The sequence below is a fragment of the Camelimonas sp. FR25 genome, from assembly GCF_059740505.1.
Genome location: NZ_JCAWFG010000091.1, coordinates 77,621 through 94,081, shown reverse-complemented (window position 1 = coordinate 94,081; position 16,461 = coordinate 77,621). Strand labels below are relative to the sequence as shown.

General features: G+C 67.9%; 13 protein-coding genes. 6 read left to right on the top strand and 7 right to left on the bottom strand.

Translation table 11 applies throughout. From position 1 onward, the window contains the following. Positions 1-133: 133 nt before the first annotated feature. Together AC6A67_RS13170 and purD are read left to right on the top strand one after the other, a co-directional pair. Positions 134-880 (top strand): DsbA family protein, encoded by a 747-nt coding sequence (locus AC6A67_RS13170; RefSeq protein ID WP_498037006.1) that lies wholly within the window; start codon positions 134-136, stop codon positions 878-880. A 176-nt stretch (positions 881-1,056) separates the two neighbouring features. Then, positions 1,057-2,376 (top strand): phosphoribosylamine--glycine ligase, encoded by a 1,320-nt coding sequence (gene purD / locus AC6A67_RS13165; protein WP_498037004.1) that lies wholly within the window; start codon positions 1,057-1,059, stop codon positions 2,374-2,376. A 247-nt stretch (positions 2,377-2,623) separates the two neighbouring features. Here the strand turns inward: purD and AC6A67_RS13160 are convergent, their stop codons facing one another. Next, positions 2,624-4,522 (bottom strand): monovalent cation:proton antiporter-2 (CPA2) family protein, encoded by a 1,899-nt coding sequence (locus tag AC6A67_RS13160; RefSeq protein ID WP_498037003.1) that lies wholly within the window; start codon positions 4,520-4,522, stop codon positions 2,624-2,626. Between the two features lie 396 nt (positions 4,523-4,918). Between AC6A67_RS13160 and ispH the strand changes: the two genes are divergently transcribed. The 3 genes from ispH to rnhA are packed head-to-tail and all read left to right on the top strand — an operon-like array spanning position 4,919 to position 7,316. After that, on the top strand, positions 4,919-5,905 hold the full coding sequence (gene ispH, locus AC6A67_RS13155) for a 4-hydroxy-3-methylbut-2-enyl diphosphate reductase (RefSeq protein ID WP_498037002.1): 987 nt from the start codon (positions 4,919-4,921) through the stop codon (positions 5,903-5,905). A gap of 2 nt (positions 5,906-5,907) precedes the next feature. After that, complete coding sequence (locus tag AC6A67_RS13150; RefSeq protein WP_498037001.1) at positions 5,908-6,873, top strand: homoserine kinase; 966 nt, start codon at positions 5,908-5,910, stop codon at positions 6,871-6,873. Continuing rightward, complete coding sequence (gene rnhA / locus AC6A67_RS13145; RefSeq protein ID WP_498037000.1) at positions 6,870-7,316, top strand: ribonuclease HI; 447 nt, start codon at positions 6,870-6,872, stop codon at positions 7,314-7,316. The genes AC6A67_RS13150 and rnhA overlap by 4 nt, the downstream gene beginning before the upstream one ends. Positions 7,317-7,552: 236 nt before the next feature. Here the strand turns inward: rnhA and AC6A67_RS13140 are convergent, their stop codons facing one another. After that, on the bottom strand, positions 7,553-8,038 hold the full coding sequence (locus AC6A67_RS13140) for a peroxiredoxin (protein WP_498036999.1): 486 nt from the start codon (positions 8,036-8,038) through the stop codon (positions 7,553-7,555). A 217-nt stretch (positions 8,039-8,255) separates the two neighbouring features. Between AC6A67_RS13140 and AC6A67_RS13135 the strand changes: the two genes are divergently transcribed. Then, positions 8,256-8,864, top strand: coding sequence for a YqgE/AlgH family protein (locus AC6A67_RS13135; RefSeq protein WP_498036998.1), 609 nt, complete (start codon positions 8,256-8,258; stop codon positions 8,862-8,864). A 338-nt stretch (positions 8,865-9,202) separates the two neighbouring features. On the opposite strand, the gene AC6A67_RS13130 is transcribed toward AC6A67_RS13135, so the two are convergent. The 5 genes from AC6A67_RS13130 to AC6A67_RS13110 form a co-directional block, all read right to left on the bottom strand. Next, entirely contained in the window at positions 9,203-12,097 is a 2,895-nt protein-coding gene (locus tag AC6A67_RS13130; protein ID WP_498036997.1) for an EAL domain-containing protein, read from the bottom strand. A 464-nt stretch (positions 12,098-12,561) separates the two neighbouring features. Beyond that, positions 12,562-13,134, bottom strand: coding sequence for a GNAT family N-acetyltransferase (locus AC6A67_RS13125; RefSeq protein ID WP_498037078.1), 573 nt, complete (start codon positions 13,132-13,134; stop codon positions 12,562-12,564). A 345-nt stretch (positions 13,135-13,479) separates the two neighbouring features. Then, a complete protein-coding gene (gene thrC, locus AC6A67_RS13120; protein ID WP_498036996.1) occupies positions 13,480-14,880 on the bottom strand; it encodes a threonine synthase in 1,401 nt (466 codons plus the stop codon). Between the two features lie 157 nt (positions 14,881-15,037). Then, on the bottom strand, positions 15,038-15,892 hold the full coding sequence (locus AC6A67_RS13115) for an SURF1 family protein (RefSeq protein WP_498036995.1): 855 nt from the start codon (positions 15,890-15,892) through the stop codon (positions 15,038-15,040). Further along, positions 15,889-16,311, bottom strand: coding sequence for a DUF983 domain-containing protein (locus tag AC6A67_RS13110; protein ID WP_498036994.1), 423 nt, complete (start codon positions 16,309-16,311; stop codon positions 15,889-15,891). Before AC6A67_RS13110 ends, AC6A67_RS13115 begins: the two co-directional genes overlap by 4 nt. Positions 16,312-16,461 lie beyond the last annotated feature (150 nt).

The following is a 16,461-nucleotide window of genomic DNA, read 5'->3' as shown; positions in this document are numbered from 1 at the left end:
GCATCCTGAAATGCGCAGGCGCCGCACGGGCTTGGCCAGAACCCGATGGGTCATGCTCATCGGGTTCTGGTATGAGCGCGCGCGCAATGGTCAGACCGCTGGCGCGCAGGGCGTCACAACAGATGGAATCACGATGACTGTCGTAAACCGCCGCATGGCGCTGCTGGGCGCCTGGGGCGTCGCCCTCACGCTGGGCGTCGGCGGCCAGGCCCAGGCCCAGGCCCCGAACCAGTGGCATGACCTCAAGGATGGCGACGGTGCGATGCTGCCCAATATGCGCCTGCCGGTCGAGCTGACCACCGAGATCGACCGCCTGCCTGGCGTGTTCTGGGTCGGGGCGACGCAGCCGGCGGTCAGCCTGGTCGAGGTGTTCGATTATAATTGTCCGTGGTGCCACGCCGCCGCCCAGGATTTGCACCAGCTGCTGCAGGATGCGGATGACGTTCGCATCGGCTTCATGAACAACCCGATCCTGTCGCCGCAATCGGTTGAGGCGGCGAAGGTCGAGCTGGCCCTGACCCGGCTGATGGGGCCGCAGATCACCTATGATTTTTATCGCGCCATGTTCTCCCGCAAGCGCCGGGCCGATGGGGCGGCGGCGCTTGCGGCGGCGCGGGTGGTGATGGATGGGCGAGGCAGCGAGACGGCCGAGGGCAAGAAGCGGGGCGCAAGCCTCACCGATGTCGAACGCCTCGCTGCCGACGCCGACACCGGGCGGGCGCTGGAGGCGCAGCTCAAGCTGGCCCGGTCGCTCGGCATGTCGGCGACGCCGTCTTACATCGTCGGCGGCGTCGGCGTGCAGGGTTATCCTGGCAAGAAAGCGCTCGGCGACATGGTCGCCGCCATGCGCGCCTGCGACGAGCCGGTGTGCAAGGACTGAGGCGGGCGTGGTTTAACCCCGGCAGGCCGCGCGCCTGAGGTGAGCCTGACCAATGGTAAGGCCACCCGCCTTGGGGCTCCAGATGCTGCTACCACAGCGGCGGCGCGTGAAAATATGGCCATTCGGCGCCTGTGACGCTATCCAGCTGCAGTAGATTTGCTCTATAAGCCGGGGCCATGACTATGCCCCTCAATATCCTGCTGATCGGCTCTGGCGGCCGTGAACATGCGCTGGCGTGGAAACTGGCCGTGTCGCCCTCGTGCGAGCGGCTGTACATTGCGCCTGGCAATCCTGGAACCGCCGCGATTGGCGAAAACGTCGGCCTCGACGTCAGCGATCACGCGGCGGTGCTGCAGTTCTGCCAGCAGCGGCAGATTGGCCTCGTGGTGGTTGGCCCCGAGGCGCCGCTGGTCGCCGGGCTGGTCGACGATCTCAGCGCCGCTGGCGTCAGGGCCTTTGGCCCGCGCAAGGCGGCGGCGCAGCTCGAAGGCTCCAAGGGCTTCACCAAGGAGCTGTGCGCCGAATTCAACATTCCCACCGCCGCGTTCGCCCGCTTTGACAATCTCGACGCCGCCCGCGCCTATGTGCGCCGCCAGGGCGCGCCGATCGTCATCAAGGCTGACGGCCTCGCCGCCGGCAAGGGCGTCGTCGTCGCCGAAACCCTGCCGCAGGCCGAAGAAGCGCTGACCATGATGTTCGGCGGCGGCCTCGGTGAGGCGGGCGCCGAAGTGGTGGTCGAGGAATTCATGAGCGGTGAGGAGGCGAGCGTGTTCGCCATCACCGACGGCAAGGGTTTCATCGCCTTTGGCGACGCCCAGGACCACAAGCGCGTGTTTGACGGCGATCGCGGCCCCAATACCGGCGGCATGGGCGCCTATTCGCCGGCGCCGGTGGTGACCGCCGAGGTGAGCCAGCAGATCATGGATCGCATCATCGCCCCGACCGTCGCCGGCATGGCGGCGCGCGGCATGCCCTATGTCGGCGTGCTCTATGCGGGGGTGATCCTGACCACCGAAGGCCCCAAGCTGATCGAATACAACGCCCGCTTCGGTGATCCGGAGTGCCAGGTGCTGATGCTGCGCTTCCAGGGCGATCTCGTCGAGGTGATGCTGGCGGCGATTGACGGGCGGCTCGACGCCCTGCCGCAGGAGCAGCTGGCCTGGTCAGATGATGCGGCGTTGACGGTGGTGATGGCCGCCGACGGCTATCCGGGCGCGGTCAAGCCGGGCTCGGTGATCTCCGGCGTCGATGCGGTGGCTGGCGACGGCGTCATGGTGTTCCACGCCGGCACCAAACTGGTCGACGGCGCGCTCACCGCCAATGGCGGCCGCGTGCTGGCGGTGACGGCGCGTGGCGCCACGGTCACCGAGGCCCAGCAGAAGGCCTATGCGGCGGTCGACCAGATCTCCTGGCCGGAAGGGTTTTGCCGCCGCGACATCGGCTATCGGGCGGTCGCCCGCGAAGCGCGCGAGGCGGACAAGGGCGGCGCGGCCTGAGCCGCACGCCCACGATGATCACTGCCAAAGGCCGCCGTCAGGGCGGCCTTTTTCATGGCCGCGCATCATGGCGGCGCCACTCTAGCCGCGCCACTCTAGCCGCGCTGCTTGGCCCATCTCGCTCAGGCTGTTTCGCGCGCGTTTCATGGCGGTGCCGACAGGCGCGATCAGCCCGCGTTCCACCGGTTCGCGCCGATGCTCACGCATCTGCGGCCTTGAAGGATCGATCGCCGCGCGGGCGCCGGTGTTACAGTCGCAGCGCGTGGCGGCCGCCGCGTGCGTCATCGCCGCCGTCAATGTCGAGCGGATCAAGCAGGCCACGGGTCTCGGCGTTCAGCGCTTTGGAGCGCTGGCGCGGCTGCGACAGCGGCTCGGGCTTGATCGAGGAGCCGTGCAGCAGTTCGGCGCCACTGAGCAGGCCGCCTTCCTCGCTCTGCAGCACCAGCCGGGCGATGTCGCGCTTGCGCACATCGTCCTGCAGGGCGTTGGCCTCAGCGGCGGGCATGCCCAGGGTTTCCAGCGTCACCCGGCCGAGGGTCAGCGCCGAGCGGAAGGTGTCGCGGATCTGGTAGTCCACCGGCAGTTTCATCAGGGCGATGGCGTGCTGGCGGTCGATGGCGCGGACGATGGTGCGCGCCTGCGGGAATTCATGGTGCACCAGCTCGGCGATCAGCGTCGCTGTCTCGGCATGATCGACGCAGATGCAGATGACGGCGGCGCGGTCAGCGCCGGCGGCGTGCAGCACGTCGAGGCGGGCGCCGTCGCCATAAAACACCTTGAAGCCGAAGCGGCTGGCCTGGCGGATGTGTTCGACATTGTGGTCGATCACCGTCACATCCGCCTGGCCGGCGAGCAGCACCTGGTTGACCACCTGGCCGAAGCGGCCAAAGCCTATGACGATAACGCCGCCCTGGCAGCCTTCGCCGCCGCCTTCAGCGGCCAAAGCATCATCGGCGTCGTCGCTCGACCTTCGGCGTTGCAGCACGGCGTCGATCAGCTTGGCGGCGATCGGCGCCAGCATCATCGACAGCGCCGCCAGCGAAATCAGCATCTGGGCGTGGTCGGCGGTGAGCAGACCCAGGCCCTGGGCGGTGGGAAACAGCACGAAGGCGAATTCACCGGCGGTGGCCAGCAGGGCGCCGACACGCAGGGCGTCGGTCCAGGACGAGCCAGTGACCCGGACCAGGCCGGTGACGATGGCGATTTTCACCGCCACCATGGCCACGGCGGCCAGCACCAGCGGCAGCGCGTTCTCGGCCACCAGGCCGAGATTGATCGACATGCCGACGCTCATGAAGAACAGGCCGAGCAACAGCCCGCGGAACGGCTCGATATCAGCTTCCAGCTGGTGGCGGAAATTCGATTCCGCCAGCAGCACGCCGGCGAGAAACGCGCCCATGGCCATGGACAGGCCGACGCGCTCCATCAGCACCGCCGCGCCCAGCGCCACCAAAAGCGCCGCCGCCGTCATCACTTCGCGCGCGCCGCTGGCGGCGAGGATGCTGAACACCGGATTGAGCAGATAGCGGCCCGCCACCACAATGGCGAGAATGGCGCCGATCGCCATGCCGGCTGAACTGAGCTGGCTGGCCAGCGATTGCGGCTCCGCCGACACCACATTGGCCATCAGCGGCACGATCGCCAGGATCGGCACCAGCGACAGATCCTGGAACAGCAATACGGCGAAGGTGCGCTGGCCATAGGGCGAACGGGTCTCGCCGCGCTCCCCCAGAATGCCAAGGGCGATCGCCGTGGCCGACAGGCCCAGCGCCATGCCGGCGACAATGGATTCCTTGGGGCCATAGCCGCAGAGCCAGGCGCCTGCCGCCAGCGCCGCGCCGCACAGCAGCAATTGCACCGCCCCGAGCCCGAAGATATCGCGCCGCATCGACCACAGGCTGGTGATTTTCAGCTCCAGCCCGATGATGAACAGCAGCAGCACCACGCCAAATTCGGCGATGCCGCGAATGGCCTCCGGCTCTGACACCAGCTGCAGGCCCCACGGGCCAATCACCAGGCCAGCGACCAGATAGCCGATGATAGCCCCAAGGCCGATACGCTTGAACAAGGGCACGGCGACGGCGGCGGCGCCGCAGAACACGAGGATGGGCTCGATGAAACTGGTGTGGCTCGCAGCGTCTGTCATGGGTCCGTGCCGGTGCTGTGCTCTGGGCGCGAGGGGCTTTATGGGCTGCTCGGGGCGGCAGGTCCACCATAGGCCATGCGCGCGGTCGATGCGACGCGCAAGGCGGGCGCAGCCTTTACGCCCCCTTTACGCCCGCTTTACGCCCTCCTGGGGCCGCCCTCGGCCTGGCTGCTTGACAGGCTGGGGCGCGAGGGTCACATCCACGCCGTGTGGGACCGCCTTTGGCCCCCGGTTTCAGGCCGTGCGCCATGGCTTTGGGTTCCGGTCCTGTCCGGTATGTGCAAGAACAGGCGCGGCGTCATGTCAGCCGTGGCGTCCGCTTCTGGATGCGCCACGGGCGTGGCGCTTCCGGCGCCGCCATGAGGCGCCGCCAGACGTTTTCAGGAATTGGGACCTATGACGGGCGTGACCCCTGAACTTGCGGCGACCAAACCGAGGCTCGACGTGCTGATCTGCGCGCCGCGCGGCTTTTGCGCCGGCGTGGTCCGGGCCATCGACGCTGTCGAGAAGGCGCTCGCCGTCTATGGGCCGCCGGTCTATGTCCGCCACGAAATTGTCCACAACAAGTATGTGGTTGAGAGCCTGCGCCGCAAGGGCGCGGTGTTCGTCGACGAGCTGTCGGAAATCCCTGACACCACCGCTCCGGTGATCTTTTCAGCGCATGGCGTGCCGCGGTCGGTGCCCGACGAGGCGGCCAGCCGCAATTTCTTCGCCATCGACGCCACCTGTCCGCTGGTCACCAAGGTGCATCGCGAGGCCGAGGTGCACCGTCGCCGTGGCCGCCATATCGTGCTGATCGGTCACGCCGGCCATCCGGAGGTGATCGGCACCATGGGGCAATTGCCCGAGGGCGCCATTACGCTGATCGAGACGGTGGAGGATGTGGCGCGGCTTGATCCGGCGCTGTCCGACCATCTGGCCTATGTCACCCAGACCACGCTGTCGGTCGACGACACCCAGCAGGTGGTGGAGGCGCTGAAGCAGCGCTTCCCGCATATCGTCGGGCCGCACAAGGAAGACATCTGCTACGCCACCACCAACCGCCAGGAAGCGGTGAAGCGCGTGGCGCCACAGGTGGAGGCGATGATCGTCGTCGGCTCGCCCAATTCCTCCAACTCGCAGCGGCTGCGCGAAGTGGCCGAGCGGGCAGGGTGCCGGGTGTCGCGGCTGATCCTGCGGGCCGAGGACATCGACTGGAGCCTGTTTGGCGATATCGCCAGCCTCGGCGTCACCGCCGGCGCGTCGGCCCCCGAGGTGCTGGTGGAAGAGATCATCGACGCCTTCGCCGCGCGTTATGACGTGCATGTGGAGAGCGTCTCCACCGCCGATGAGAGCGTGTTTTTCCCGCTGCCGCGCGAATTGCGCGCCGAACCCACGGAGTAATCGTGGCCGTTTACACCGAGATTGCCGACGACGAACTGGCGGCGTTCATCAGCGGCTATGACATCGGCGCGGTGCTGTCGCTGAAGGGCATCGCCGAGGGCGTTGAAAACTCCAACTTCCTGCTGCGCACCGAAGCCGGCTCCTTCATCCTCACGCTGTATGAGAAGCGGGTGAACCCCGACGATCTGCCGTTTTTCGTCGGGCTGATGGAGCATCTGGCGGCGCGCGGCATCAATTGCCCGCTGCCGGTGCGCAATCGCCAGGGCAAATCGCTGGGCCATCTGGCGGGCCGCCCCGCCTGCATCGTCACCTTCCTCGACGGCGTCTCGGTGCGTCGTCCAGGCGTCGGCCATTGTCGCGAACTGGGCGCGGCGCTCGCCGCCCTGCATGAGGCGGGCAAAGGCTTTGGCCTGACGCGGGCCAACGCCCTCAGCGTCAGCGGCTGGCGGCCGCTGTTTGCTGCGGCGCAGGAGCGGGCCGACACGGTGTCGCCGGGCCTCGGCGCGCGCATCAGCGCGGCGCTTGGCGCGGTGGAGCAGGGCTGGCCGACAGGTCTGCCAGCGGGCGTCATCCACGCCGATCTGTTCACCGACAATGTGTTCTTCATCGGCCCGAAGCTGTCAGGCCTGATTGATTTCTATTTCGCCTGCAATGACGCGCTGGCCTATGACGTCGCCATCTGCCTCAACGCCTGGTGTTTTGAGAGCGACGGCGCGTTCAATCTCACCAAGGGTCAGGCGCTGCTCGCCGGCTATCAGGGCGTTCGCCGGCTTGAGGCGGCGGAAGTGGCGGCGCTGCCGCTCTTGTGCCAGGGCGCCGCGCTGCGCTTTTTGCTGACCCGCCTCGTCGACTGGCTCAACGTGCCCGAGGGGGCGCTGGTGAAGCCGAAAGATCCGCTGGAATACGACCGCAAACTGGCGTTCCACCGTAGCGCCCAGAGCGCCGCTGACTATGGGTGGAGCGCGTGAGCGAGCGGGTGACGATTTTTACCGACGGCGCCTGCAGCGGCAATCCCGGCCCAGGCGGCTGGGGCGTGCTGCTGAACTTCCGTGGCGTCGAGAAAGAACTGTTCGGCGGCGAGGCCCACACCACCAATAATCGCATGGAGCTGATGGCGGCGATCATCGCGCTGGAGACGCTGAACCGTCCCTGCGCCATCGATCTGTGGACGGACAGCCAATATGTAAAAAACGGCGTCAGCGCCTGGATGCGCAACTGGAAGGCGCGCGGCTGGAAAACCGCCGACAACAAGCCGGTGAAGAACGAGGATTTGTGGCGTCGCCTCGACGAGGCCCGCCAGCGCCATGATGTGGCCTGGCATTGGGTCAAGGGCCACGCCGGTCACGCCGAGAATGAGCGCGTCGACGAACTGGCGCGGCGCGGCATGGCGCCGTTCAAGGTCGGGGTCTGATAGCAGAACCCGATGAGCATGACCCATCGGGTTCCGGTTAAGCCCGCGCGGCGCCTGAGCATGTCAGGATGGGGATGCGTCAGCATCGTCGCAACATGGTATGAGCGCCAGACCTGGCCCAGATTCAATCGCACAATGCAAAATGGGCCGGAAATTCCGGCCCATTATCGTCTGGCGCGCCCTGGCGGCGCCTGAGCCAGGCAGGTCGCGGAAGCGCCCGCTTTCGCGCGCTTCTGTCAGAGGGTCTCGAGCAGATGAGCGGCGGTCGAGACGTCGGCCTTGCCGGAGACTTCCTCGACATTGAGCTGCTCGACCACGCCGTCGCGCACCACCATGGAGTAACGCTGCGAGCGGGTGCCGAGGCCGAAGCCGGAGCCATCCATGGTCAGGCCGATGGCGCTGGCGAAATCAGCGTTGCCATCCGACAGGCCGGTGATCTTGCCCTCGGCGCCGCTGGCCTTCAGCCAGGCGTCCATAACGAACACATCGTTGACGGCGGTGACATAAATGGCGTCGACGCCCTTGCCCAAAATGGCGTCGGCGTCGGAGACGAAGCCGGGCAGATGGTTGCGGTGGCAGGTCGGGGTAAACGCGCCCGGCACTGCGAACAGCACAACCCGGCGGCCCGCGAACAGGTCGTCCGTAGAACGTGCGGCGGGGCCTTCCGCCGTCATGACGCGGAATGTGGCCTGGGGCAGGCGGTCGCCGACTTTAATCGTCATGGTGTCTCCCGTGCGTATGGTCGTTGCGCGTTATGCGCCTATGCATAGGCTGGCCCCGGCGCAATGTCACCCGCCGCCCTGGCGGGATGAGCGATTGCGAGGGGCGAGGAGGTGAGGGGGCGGTGGCCAGGCCAAAGCTGTACGGGCGACCAAACATGCGGCGCCTGGCCTTCATTCCCCAGTAGGCGAAAGCCCGCGGGCCCTCTACAATGACAGCATGGCTAAATCATTCATCTCATCCTCCGCTGCGTCTGATGTCTGGCTCGATGGCCAGATGCTTGTCGCCATGCCGTCGATGGAGGATGAACGGTTCGCCCGCTCGGTGATCTATCTGTGCGCCCACTCGGAGGAAGGGGCCATGGGCATCATCATCAACAAGCCGGCGCGCGATCTCAGCCTCGCCGATCTGCTGCTGCAGCTCGACATCATTGACGACGCCAGCATCCGCCTGCCGTCGGCGTCTGATCGGGTGAAGGTGGTGCGCGGCGGCCCCGTCGACGCCGGGCGGGGCTTCGTGCTGCACACCTCCGACTACGCCATCGACAATTCCACGCTGCCGATCGACGACGACATCTCGCTAACGGCGACGGTGGATATTCTGCGCGCCATCGCCCGCGGCGACGGCCCTGGCAACGCCCTCGTGGCGCTTGGCTACGCCGGCTGGGCCGCCGGCCAGCTTGAGGACGAGATCCAGGCCAATGGCTGGCTCAACTGCCCGGCCGACCCGTCGCTGATCTTCGGCGGCGGCGAGCACACCTATGAGCGCGCCCTGCAGCTCATCGGCGTCGACCCCGCCCGCCTCTCCGGCGACGCCGGCCACGCCTGACGCCCCCCAAGGGTCGCGGAACACGGCTGGCGAAGGGCTTGAGAGAGGGGCAAAGCGCAGCGCCTGCGCAGCGCGATCCCCACCTCAGGCAAGGCCCTCCACCTTCACCGCCCCTCCGCCGTCATGCCCGTGCTCGTCACGGGCATCCACGTCCTGGCGCGTGACGTTGCCCCAGCGCTCGCGAAAGCGGTTTCACGTCGAGCATATGCGTCCCCGCCAGAAAACGCGTGGATGCCCGTGACGAGCACGGGCATGACAGTGGGGTGAAGGTCATTGGCATGACGGTTGGGGGAGGGCGGCACGGCCCTGCTGCGGGCGGCGCTCCACCCAACGACCGATCAGGCGGCTTCCTGGGTGGAGCCGACGAGGCGGCGGGCGTCGTAGGCGCTCATGGGGTCGCCGAAGACGCTGCCCTGGGCGAAGTCAAAGCCCAATTGCGCGAGCTCGACCGAATCCGATTCGTCCTCGGCGCCCTCGGCGCAGATGTCGGCGCCAAGATCATGGGCCAGCGCCGCGATAGAGCGCAGGATGGCGAGGCGGGCGGGCATGCTGCGGGCGCGCACCAGCGACGAATCAACCTTCACCAGATCGATATCGGCGTGCTGCAGGCTGGTGAGCGGCGACTGGCTGGAGCCGAAGCGCGACAGGCACAGGCCGACGCCGGCGGCGCGCAGGCGCGGCAAGGTCCGCAGCATGAACTCCGGATCTTCCTGCAAATGCCGCTCGGTCACCTCGATCTGCAGCGTGCCAGGCTTGACGCCCGAGCGCTCGATGATGGCGCGGAGCTGGGTGAGCAGGTCGGCGCGCAGCACATGCACGCCGGTCAGCGCCACGGTCGCGAACATCGGCGGGTCGACGTCCAGCGCGTCCTGCCACGCCGCCAGCTCGCGCGCCCCGCGCTCCACGGCGAAGAGGAACAGGTCGCCCAACAGCCCGTTAGCCGAGGCGATCTCGCGGAAATCCTCATAGGCGAGGCGGCCCTGGCGCGGGTGATCCCAGCGCAGGATGGTCTCAAAGCCCGAGACGGTGCGATCTTCGAGGCGGACGATGGGATGGAAGAACAGCTTGATCTCGCCGCGCTCCAGCGCGCCGCGCAGATCAGCGCCCAGCGCCAGCGGCTCGCTGCGCTCATTGCGCATCATCGGCCGGAAGGCTTCGACCTGGTCGCCGCCCTGGCGCTTGGCCCAGGCGGCGGCGATTTCGGCATTGGCCAGCATCTCATCGGCGCCGGAGCGCACCGAGGGGTCGTAAAGCGCAATGCCGATGGAGCCGGTGAGATAGGCCTCCAGCTCGCCCAGCGGGGCAGGGGTGCCGAGCACGGCGCGCACCTGCTCGGTGAAGGCGCGGATGGCGGTGAGCTCCGGCTCCGAGAACAGCACCACGGCGAATTCGTCGCCGCCCAGTCGGGCCAGCGTATCCTGCGGCTTGAGCAGCCGGGCGAGGCGGCGGGCCACCATCTGCAGCACGGCGTCGCCAGCGGCAGGGCCAGCCTCCTCATTGATGGTGCGGAAGCGGTCGATGTCGATGACCACCACGGTCGGGCGCACCGCCTCATCGCGGCGGGCGAGCAGGATGGCTTGGTTCAGGCGATCAACCAGCAGCTGGCGATTGGGCAGGCCGGTGAGCCGGTCGTGGATCGAATCCTGCAACAGCCGCTCTTCGGCGTTCTTGGCCTCGGAGATGTCGGCGAGCGTGCCGACGATGCGGATGACCTCGCCGTCGCTGCCGACCACCGGGCGGGCCTTCAGCCGCTGCCAGACATAGTGGCCACGCGCCGAGCGCAGGCGGAAATCCAGATTGATGCGGCCACGGCGCTGCTCAAGAATGGAATCGAGCGTCACGCGATAATGGTCACGATCGAGCGGATGCATCAGCGCCAACCAGTCGGCGGCGCCGCCGTTGAGCGCATCGCGCTTCAGGCCGAGCTGCTGCTCCAGCTCCGGGCTGACGCTGATGCGGTCGGTCTGCACGTCCCAGTCGAACACCACGTCGCCGGAGCCTGCGAGCGCCAGCGCCCGGCGTTCGGTGTCGCTGACCAGGCCCTGGGCGATGGCCCCGCCGGCGAAGGCGTGCTGCAACACGGTGAAGCCAATCAGCATCACCACCAGCACGAGGCCGCCGATCAGCACCGCCGGGGCCAAATCCTTGTTGATATAGCCGGTGACGGTCATGCCGGCGGCGCCCACCCAGGCCAGCAGCAGCGTCCAGGTAGGGATCAACATGACGGCGCGGTCATAGCCGTGCATGGCGAGGTTGAGCACCAGCACGAAGCCGATGGCGGCGATGGCGGCGATGGAAATCCGCGCCACGCCCGAGGCCACCGGAGGGTCAATCACCGCGAGGCCAACCAGCGCGCCGAGGAACACCAGCCAGATGGCGGTGACATGGCTGTAGCGCACGTGCCAGCGGTTGAGATTGAGATAAGCGAACAGGAACACCAGAAGCGTCGCCGCCAGCACCGTCTCCGCGCCCGCCCGATAGATGGCGTCGGCGCCGACGGTGAAGGGGAACAGCCGCTGTATGAAACCGAAATCAATACAGGCCCAGGCCAGCACCGCCCACGCCAGGGCCGCGGCGGCGGGGAAGATCACCGCGCCCTTCACCACGAAGACGATGGTCAGGAACAGCGCCAGCAGGCCGCAAATGCCGAGGATGATGCCCTTGTACAGGGTGAGGCCATTGGTCTTGGCCTTATAGGTCTCCGGGTCCATCAGCAGGACCTGGGGCAGCTTGTCCGAGGTCAGCTCGGCGATGAAGGTCACGGTGCTGCCGGGGTCGAGCGTGATCGAGAACACGTCGGCGTCCGGGCTTTCCTCGCGCTCCGGCTTCATGCCCTGGCTGGCGGTGATGGCGGCGATGCGGGCGCTGCCAAGGTCGGGCCAGACCACGCCCGAGCCAGCCAGCTTGTAATGCGGGGCGACCAGCAGGCGGTCGATCTGCTCATCGCCCGGATTGGTTAGCGCGAACACGATCCAGTCCGGCCGCGAGCCGGACTCGCGGGCCTTCACGGCGATGCGGCGGACGATGCCGTCAGGCCCTGGCGCGGTCGAAATCTGGATGACGTCGCCCTGGGAGCGATAACGCTCGATGATCCGCGTCAGATCCAGCGCCGGACGCTCCGGCGTCACCCGCACGGCCTCGACCGCCCATGCCCCGGGGCTGGTCAGACACAGGAGAATCAGCCCCAGAACAAGGGCGCCGATGCGGGAGAGAATTGCTGGCGTCGCTGGCAAATCGAACTCTGCTAAGGGCGCCGGCCATGGGGGCGCGACGGGCTGCTGGTGGCGAAGTGGTAACGGCGACACGGCGGCAGGGCAACCGCCTGTCGGGGGTATTGGAGCGGATTGGTGAATCCATGCGCCGGAAGCCATCGACGCGCTCTGGCCTCCGCTGGCGTCGCGCAACGAAACGCCGCCCATTGCCCTCCCGCCTTTCCACGCCCCGAACGTGGCGCGATTATGTTGCCGGCGACAATTGCAGGCAGGAAAACACCCAGCCACGGCTGCCCATAGCTGCCGATTCCTGCTGCTGCCTGGCGACGCCCCGACGCCAGCGGTCACTGCGTCCGGTCGCCGCGCGGCCTCGGCATCGACCTGACCGGGGGCCTTGTGCGTCCGGCGCCAGGCGGTGGTCGTTCCCGCTCTATCCGCCGGCCATGCCGCGCGGTTGTCGATCGTGCGCCCACCGCGCTCCCACCTCAAACGTCGCCAGCGTCGCTGGCCAGCCGGGCGTAGGTGACGTGGTCCTCCCAATTGCCGGCGATGCACAGAAATTGCCGCGCCAGCCCCTCGAGCTGGAAGCCATTGCGCTCCAGCACCCGGCGGGAAGCGGCGTTGCGCGGCAGGCAGGCGGCCTCCACGCGGTGCAGGCGCAATTCGCTGAAAGCGTGGCGGCAGACGGCGCCGACGGCGTCAGTCATCAAACCACGGCCGGCCCAGGCCGCGCCCATCCAGTAGCCAAGGGCGGCGCTCTGGGCGACGCCCCGCCGCACCAGCCCCAGCGTCAGGCCGCCGACCATGCGGTGGCGGTCGCGTTCGAAAATCAGATAGCCATAGGCCGCGTCACTGCGAGCGTCATTGCGGTTGGCCATCACCCGGCGTCGCCAGTTGTGGCGATCATATTCATCGCCGCTGCGCAGGGGCTCCCATGGTGCCAGAAAAGCCTCGCTGGCGAGGCGCAGGGCGGCCCATTCCTCAAAATCCTCCATGCGCATCGGCCGCAGATACACCTGCGCGCCCTCAATGGGCGCTGGCTCGGCCGGCCGCGGCATGAAACGGAACAGCGACACCACCCTCACTCCCCTGACCGGGCGTCAAGGCCCGCCAGACAACCGCCAGCATCCCGTCCACGGGCGCCAGGCAGGCGCAGTCCGCCGCAACTGGCGGTCGCCAATGCTTCGGACGTCGTGTCACTACGCCGCACATTGCCGACGCGGTCAATCGCTCGCGCCAGGCGACTGGCGCCATCTGGCGTGCGCCCGGCCTCCAGCCGCTCCTGCCGCTGCTGCCGCTGCTGCTGCATTTGCGCCGCCGGCAGGCCGTGGCCGCATGCAAAACGGGCCGGCGCTGTCACGCGCCGGCCCGTCGATCAGGCCAGAGGGTGTTGCTGAGGCGGATCAGCCCTTGCGGGCGTGGCTGCGGATGAAGGCGGCGATCTGTCCCTGGTCATTGTCCATCACCGTGAAGCGCTCCTTGCGCTCCAGCAGGTCGGCCAGGTGCGGCGGCAGCGCCGGGCGCACGCCCGTGGCCGCTTCGACCGCATCAGGGAATTTCGCCGGATGGGCGGTTGCCAGGGCGATCACCGGCGTCGCCGGATCCTGGGCGATTTCGGCGCGGGCGCCGCTGACCGCCACCGCCGTGTGCGGGTCGATGATGTAGCCGCACTCGCGATACACACGGGCGATCTCGGCGCGGGTGGCGTCCTCATTGGCGGTGTGGGCGCTGAAGCCGGCGCGAATGGCCGACAGGGCCACCGGCTCGATATCGAACGCCCCTGCCTGGCCCAGCGAGGCCATCAGGCCACGAATATGGGCGGCGTCGCGACCGCAGGATTCGAACAGCAGCCGCTCGAAATTCGACGAAATCTCAATGTCCATCGACGGCGACGAGGTGGCGCTGACGCCGCGCTTCTCATAGCGCCCGCTATGCAGGGTGCGGGTGAGGATGTCATTGGCGTTGGTGGCGATGGCCAGATTGGCGATCGGCAGGCCCATGCGCCGGGCGATATCGCCGGCCAGAATGTCGCCGAAATTGCCCGTCGGCACCGAAAACGCCACCGGGCGGTGCGGCGCGCCCAGCGCCACGGCGGAGGTGAAATAATACACCGTCTGCGCCGCGATGCGGGCCCAATTGATCGAATTGACGCCCGACAGGCCCATCTCGTCGCGGAAGCGATGGTCGTTGAACAGGCCCTTCACGATCGCCTGGCAATCGTCAAAGGTGCCTTCCACCGCGATGGCGTGGACATTGGGGGCGTCGACGCCGGTCATCTGGCGGCGCTGCACCTCGGAGACGCGGCCATGCGGATACAAAATGAACACATCGACCTGGTCGAGGCCGCTGAACGCCTCGATGGCGGCGGAGCCGGTGTCGCCGGAGGTGGCGCCGACGATGACGGCGCGCTGGCCGCGGGCGCGCAGCGCGTGGTCCATCAGCCGCCCGAGCAATTGCATGGCGACGTCCTTGAACGCCAGCGTCGGGCCGTGGAACAGCTCCAGCACGAAGATATTGTCGGCGATCTGGGTCAGCGGGCACACCGCCGGGTGGCGGAAGCTGGCGTAGGCGCCGTCGATCATGGCGCCGAGCGCATCGGCTGGAATCTCGCCGTCAATCAGCGTCCCCAGCACGCGCCGCGCCGCCTGGGCGTAGCTCTGGCCGGCCAGCGCGGCAATGTCGGGGCGCGAGAGCTGCGGCCAGGACTGCGGCACATACAGGCCGCCGTCGCGGGCGAGGCCAGCGAGCAGCGCTTCGGTGAAGCCGATGGCGGGCGCTTCGCCCCGGGTCGATACGTGCAGCAATGTTCCCTCCGATGGAACAGACACTTTCAGACGTGGCGCCAGGCCGGGGCTGTCCGCAGACCAGCTGACCCCAGCAACGCTGACCCCGGCGGCGCCGACCGCGCGCCCTCTGGCGCGGGACCAGCCCGTTATGCGACAGCCAGCGACGCCGCGCCGCTCAGGCGTGCGCGCCAGCCTTGCGCCGGCTGGCCAGCCAGCGCCAGAAAAAGGCGACATAGACGCCGAGCAGGGTGAGGGCGAGGCCAAACCAGGTGACGGCGTATTCCAGATGCCGGTTGGGGAAGCTGACCACGGTCAGCCCGCCGCGTGGACCTTCCGTGTACTTGCCGACGGCGTCGGCATCAACAATGAACGGCGCCACCCGGGACAATCCCCGCGCGGCGGCGATCTCCGCGATATCGCGGGTGAACCATTCGTCCTTCGCCGGGTCATTGGCCGGCACAAAGGCGTCGTGCTTCTGGCTGGCGCGCAACAGGCCGGTGATCGACGCCTCCGGCGGCGTGCGGGCGTCGACGGCGGCCAGCGCGCCGCGCATCTCCATCGGCACGAAGCCGCGATTGACCAGCACAATCGAGCCGTCGGCAAGGGTCATCGGCGTAATGGCGACATAGCCGGCGCGAACCACGCCATGCTCCTTCGGCGCGTTGGCGTGCACCAGCACCTGGCGGGCGAAATCATAGCGCCCCGACAGCGCCACGCGGCGATATTCCTCGCTTGCGGCGTCGAAGCTTGGCCAGGAGGCGGGCGGCGGCAAGGCTTGCGCAGGTCCGTCGACGCGGGCGGCGATGCGTTCGACCAGCGCCTCCTTCCAGTGCAGGCGGTCGAGCTGCCATTTGCCAAGCGACAGCAGCACGGCGAGGGCGATGAGGCTGCAAATGGTCAGCAGCACGAGGCCGGCGACGCCTTGGCGGCGCGCGTCGCCGGCTGATCCTGCCTCCGGCGTCGCGGAAGGGGAGGGGGCAGGGGAGGGGGCAGGAGAGGGGGAAGAAGTGGAGAAAGTGGAGCGCGTCACGACAGCCTGCCTTCCTCCGCCTTGTGGGCGTATTGCAGCGCGATCATCAGCCCCTTGAGCGGGCGTAATGGCGCAAGGCACAGGAGCAGGCCCAGGGGAAGCGTGGTGACCAGATGCAGCCACAGGGTCGGCTCAAAGGTCAGCTCCAGCCACAGCGCAAAGCCGACAATGGCGAAGCCACAGATCAGCATGATGAACACGGCCGGGCCATCGGCGGAATCGGCGAAGGCGTAATCCAGCCCGCAGGCCTCACAGCGCGGCTTCAGGGTCAGAAAGCCATCGAACAGTTTGCCCTCACCGCAGCGCGGGCAGCGACAGGCGAGCCCGGTCGAGGCGGGCGACAGCGGCGGCCAGTAGTCCTGCGCGGAGGGCGCGGGGCTGGCAGGCTGCTGCTGCTGTTGCGAGGCGTGATCGGACATGGCTGATCCTGTGTCGTGACCGCCAGCGCGATGCTGTCGGCGCGTCGGCGGGCGGCCCGCCAGTTGCAGCTGGCGCGCATGTTGGCGCCGCCACCCATACAAAAAAACAGGGCGACCCGATGGCCGCCCTGCAAGAACTCTGGTCGTCAA

What these genes read in the sequence shown, in the direction of transcription:
- AC6A67_RS13125 (WP_498037078.1), bottom strand. Translation starts at nt 13,134, where the DNA reads ATGCCGCGGCCGGCCGAGCCAGCGCCCATTGAGGGCGCGCAGGTGTAT.
- AC6A67_RS13140 (WP_498036999.1), bottom strand. Translation starts at nt 8,038, where the DNA reads ATGACGATTAAAGTCGGCGACCGCCTGCCCCAGGCCACATTCCGCGTC.
- AC6A67_RS13135 (WP_498036998.1), top strand. Translation starts at nt 8,256, where the DNA reads ATGGCTAAATCATTCATCTCATCCTCCGCTGCGTCTGATGTCTGGCTC.
- AC6A67_RS13170 (WP_498037006.1), top strand. Translation starts at nt 134, where the DNA reads ATGACTGTCGTAAACCGCCGCATGGCGCTGCTGGGCGCCTGGGGCGTC.
- ispH (WP_498037002.1), top strand. Translation starts at nt 4,919, where the DNA reads ATGACGGGCGTGACCCCTGAACTTGCGGCGACCAAACCGAGGCTCGAC.
- AC6A67_RS13160 (WP_498037003.1), bottom strand. Translation starts at nt 4,522, where the DNA reads ATGACAGACGCTGCGAGCCACACCAGTTTCATCGAGCCCATCCTCGTG.
- purD (WP_498037004.1), top strand. Translation starts at nt 1,057, where the DNA reads ATGACTATGCCCCTCAATATCCTGCTGATCGGCTCTGGCGGCCGTGAA.
- AC6A67_RS13110 (WP_498036994.1), bottom strand. Translation starts at nt 16,311, where the DNA reads ATGTCCGATCACGCCTCGCAACAGCAGCAGCAGCCTGCCAGCCCCGCG.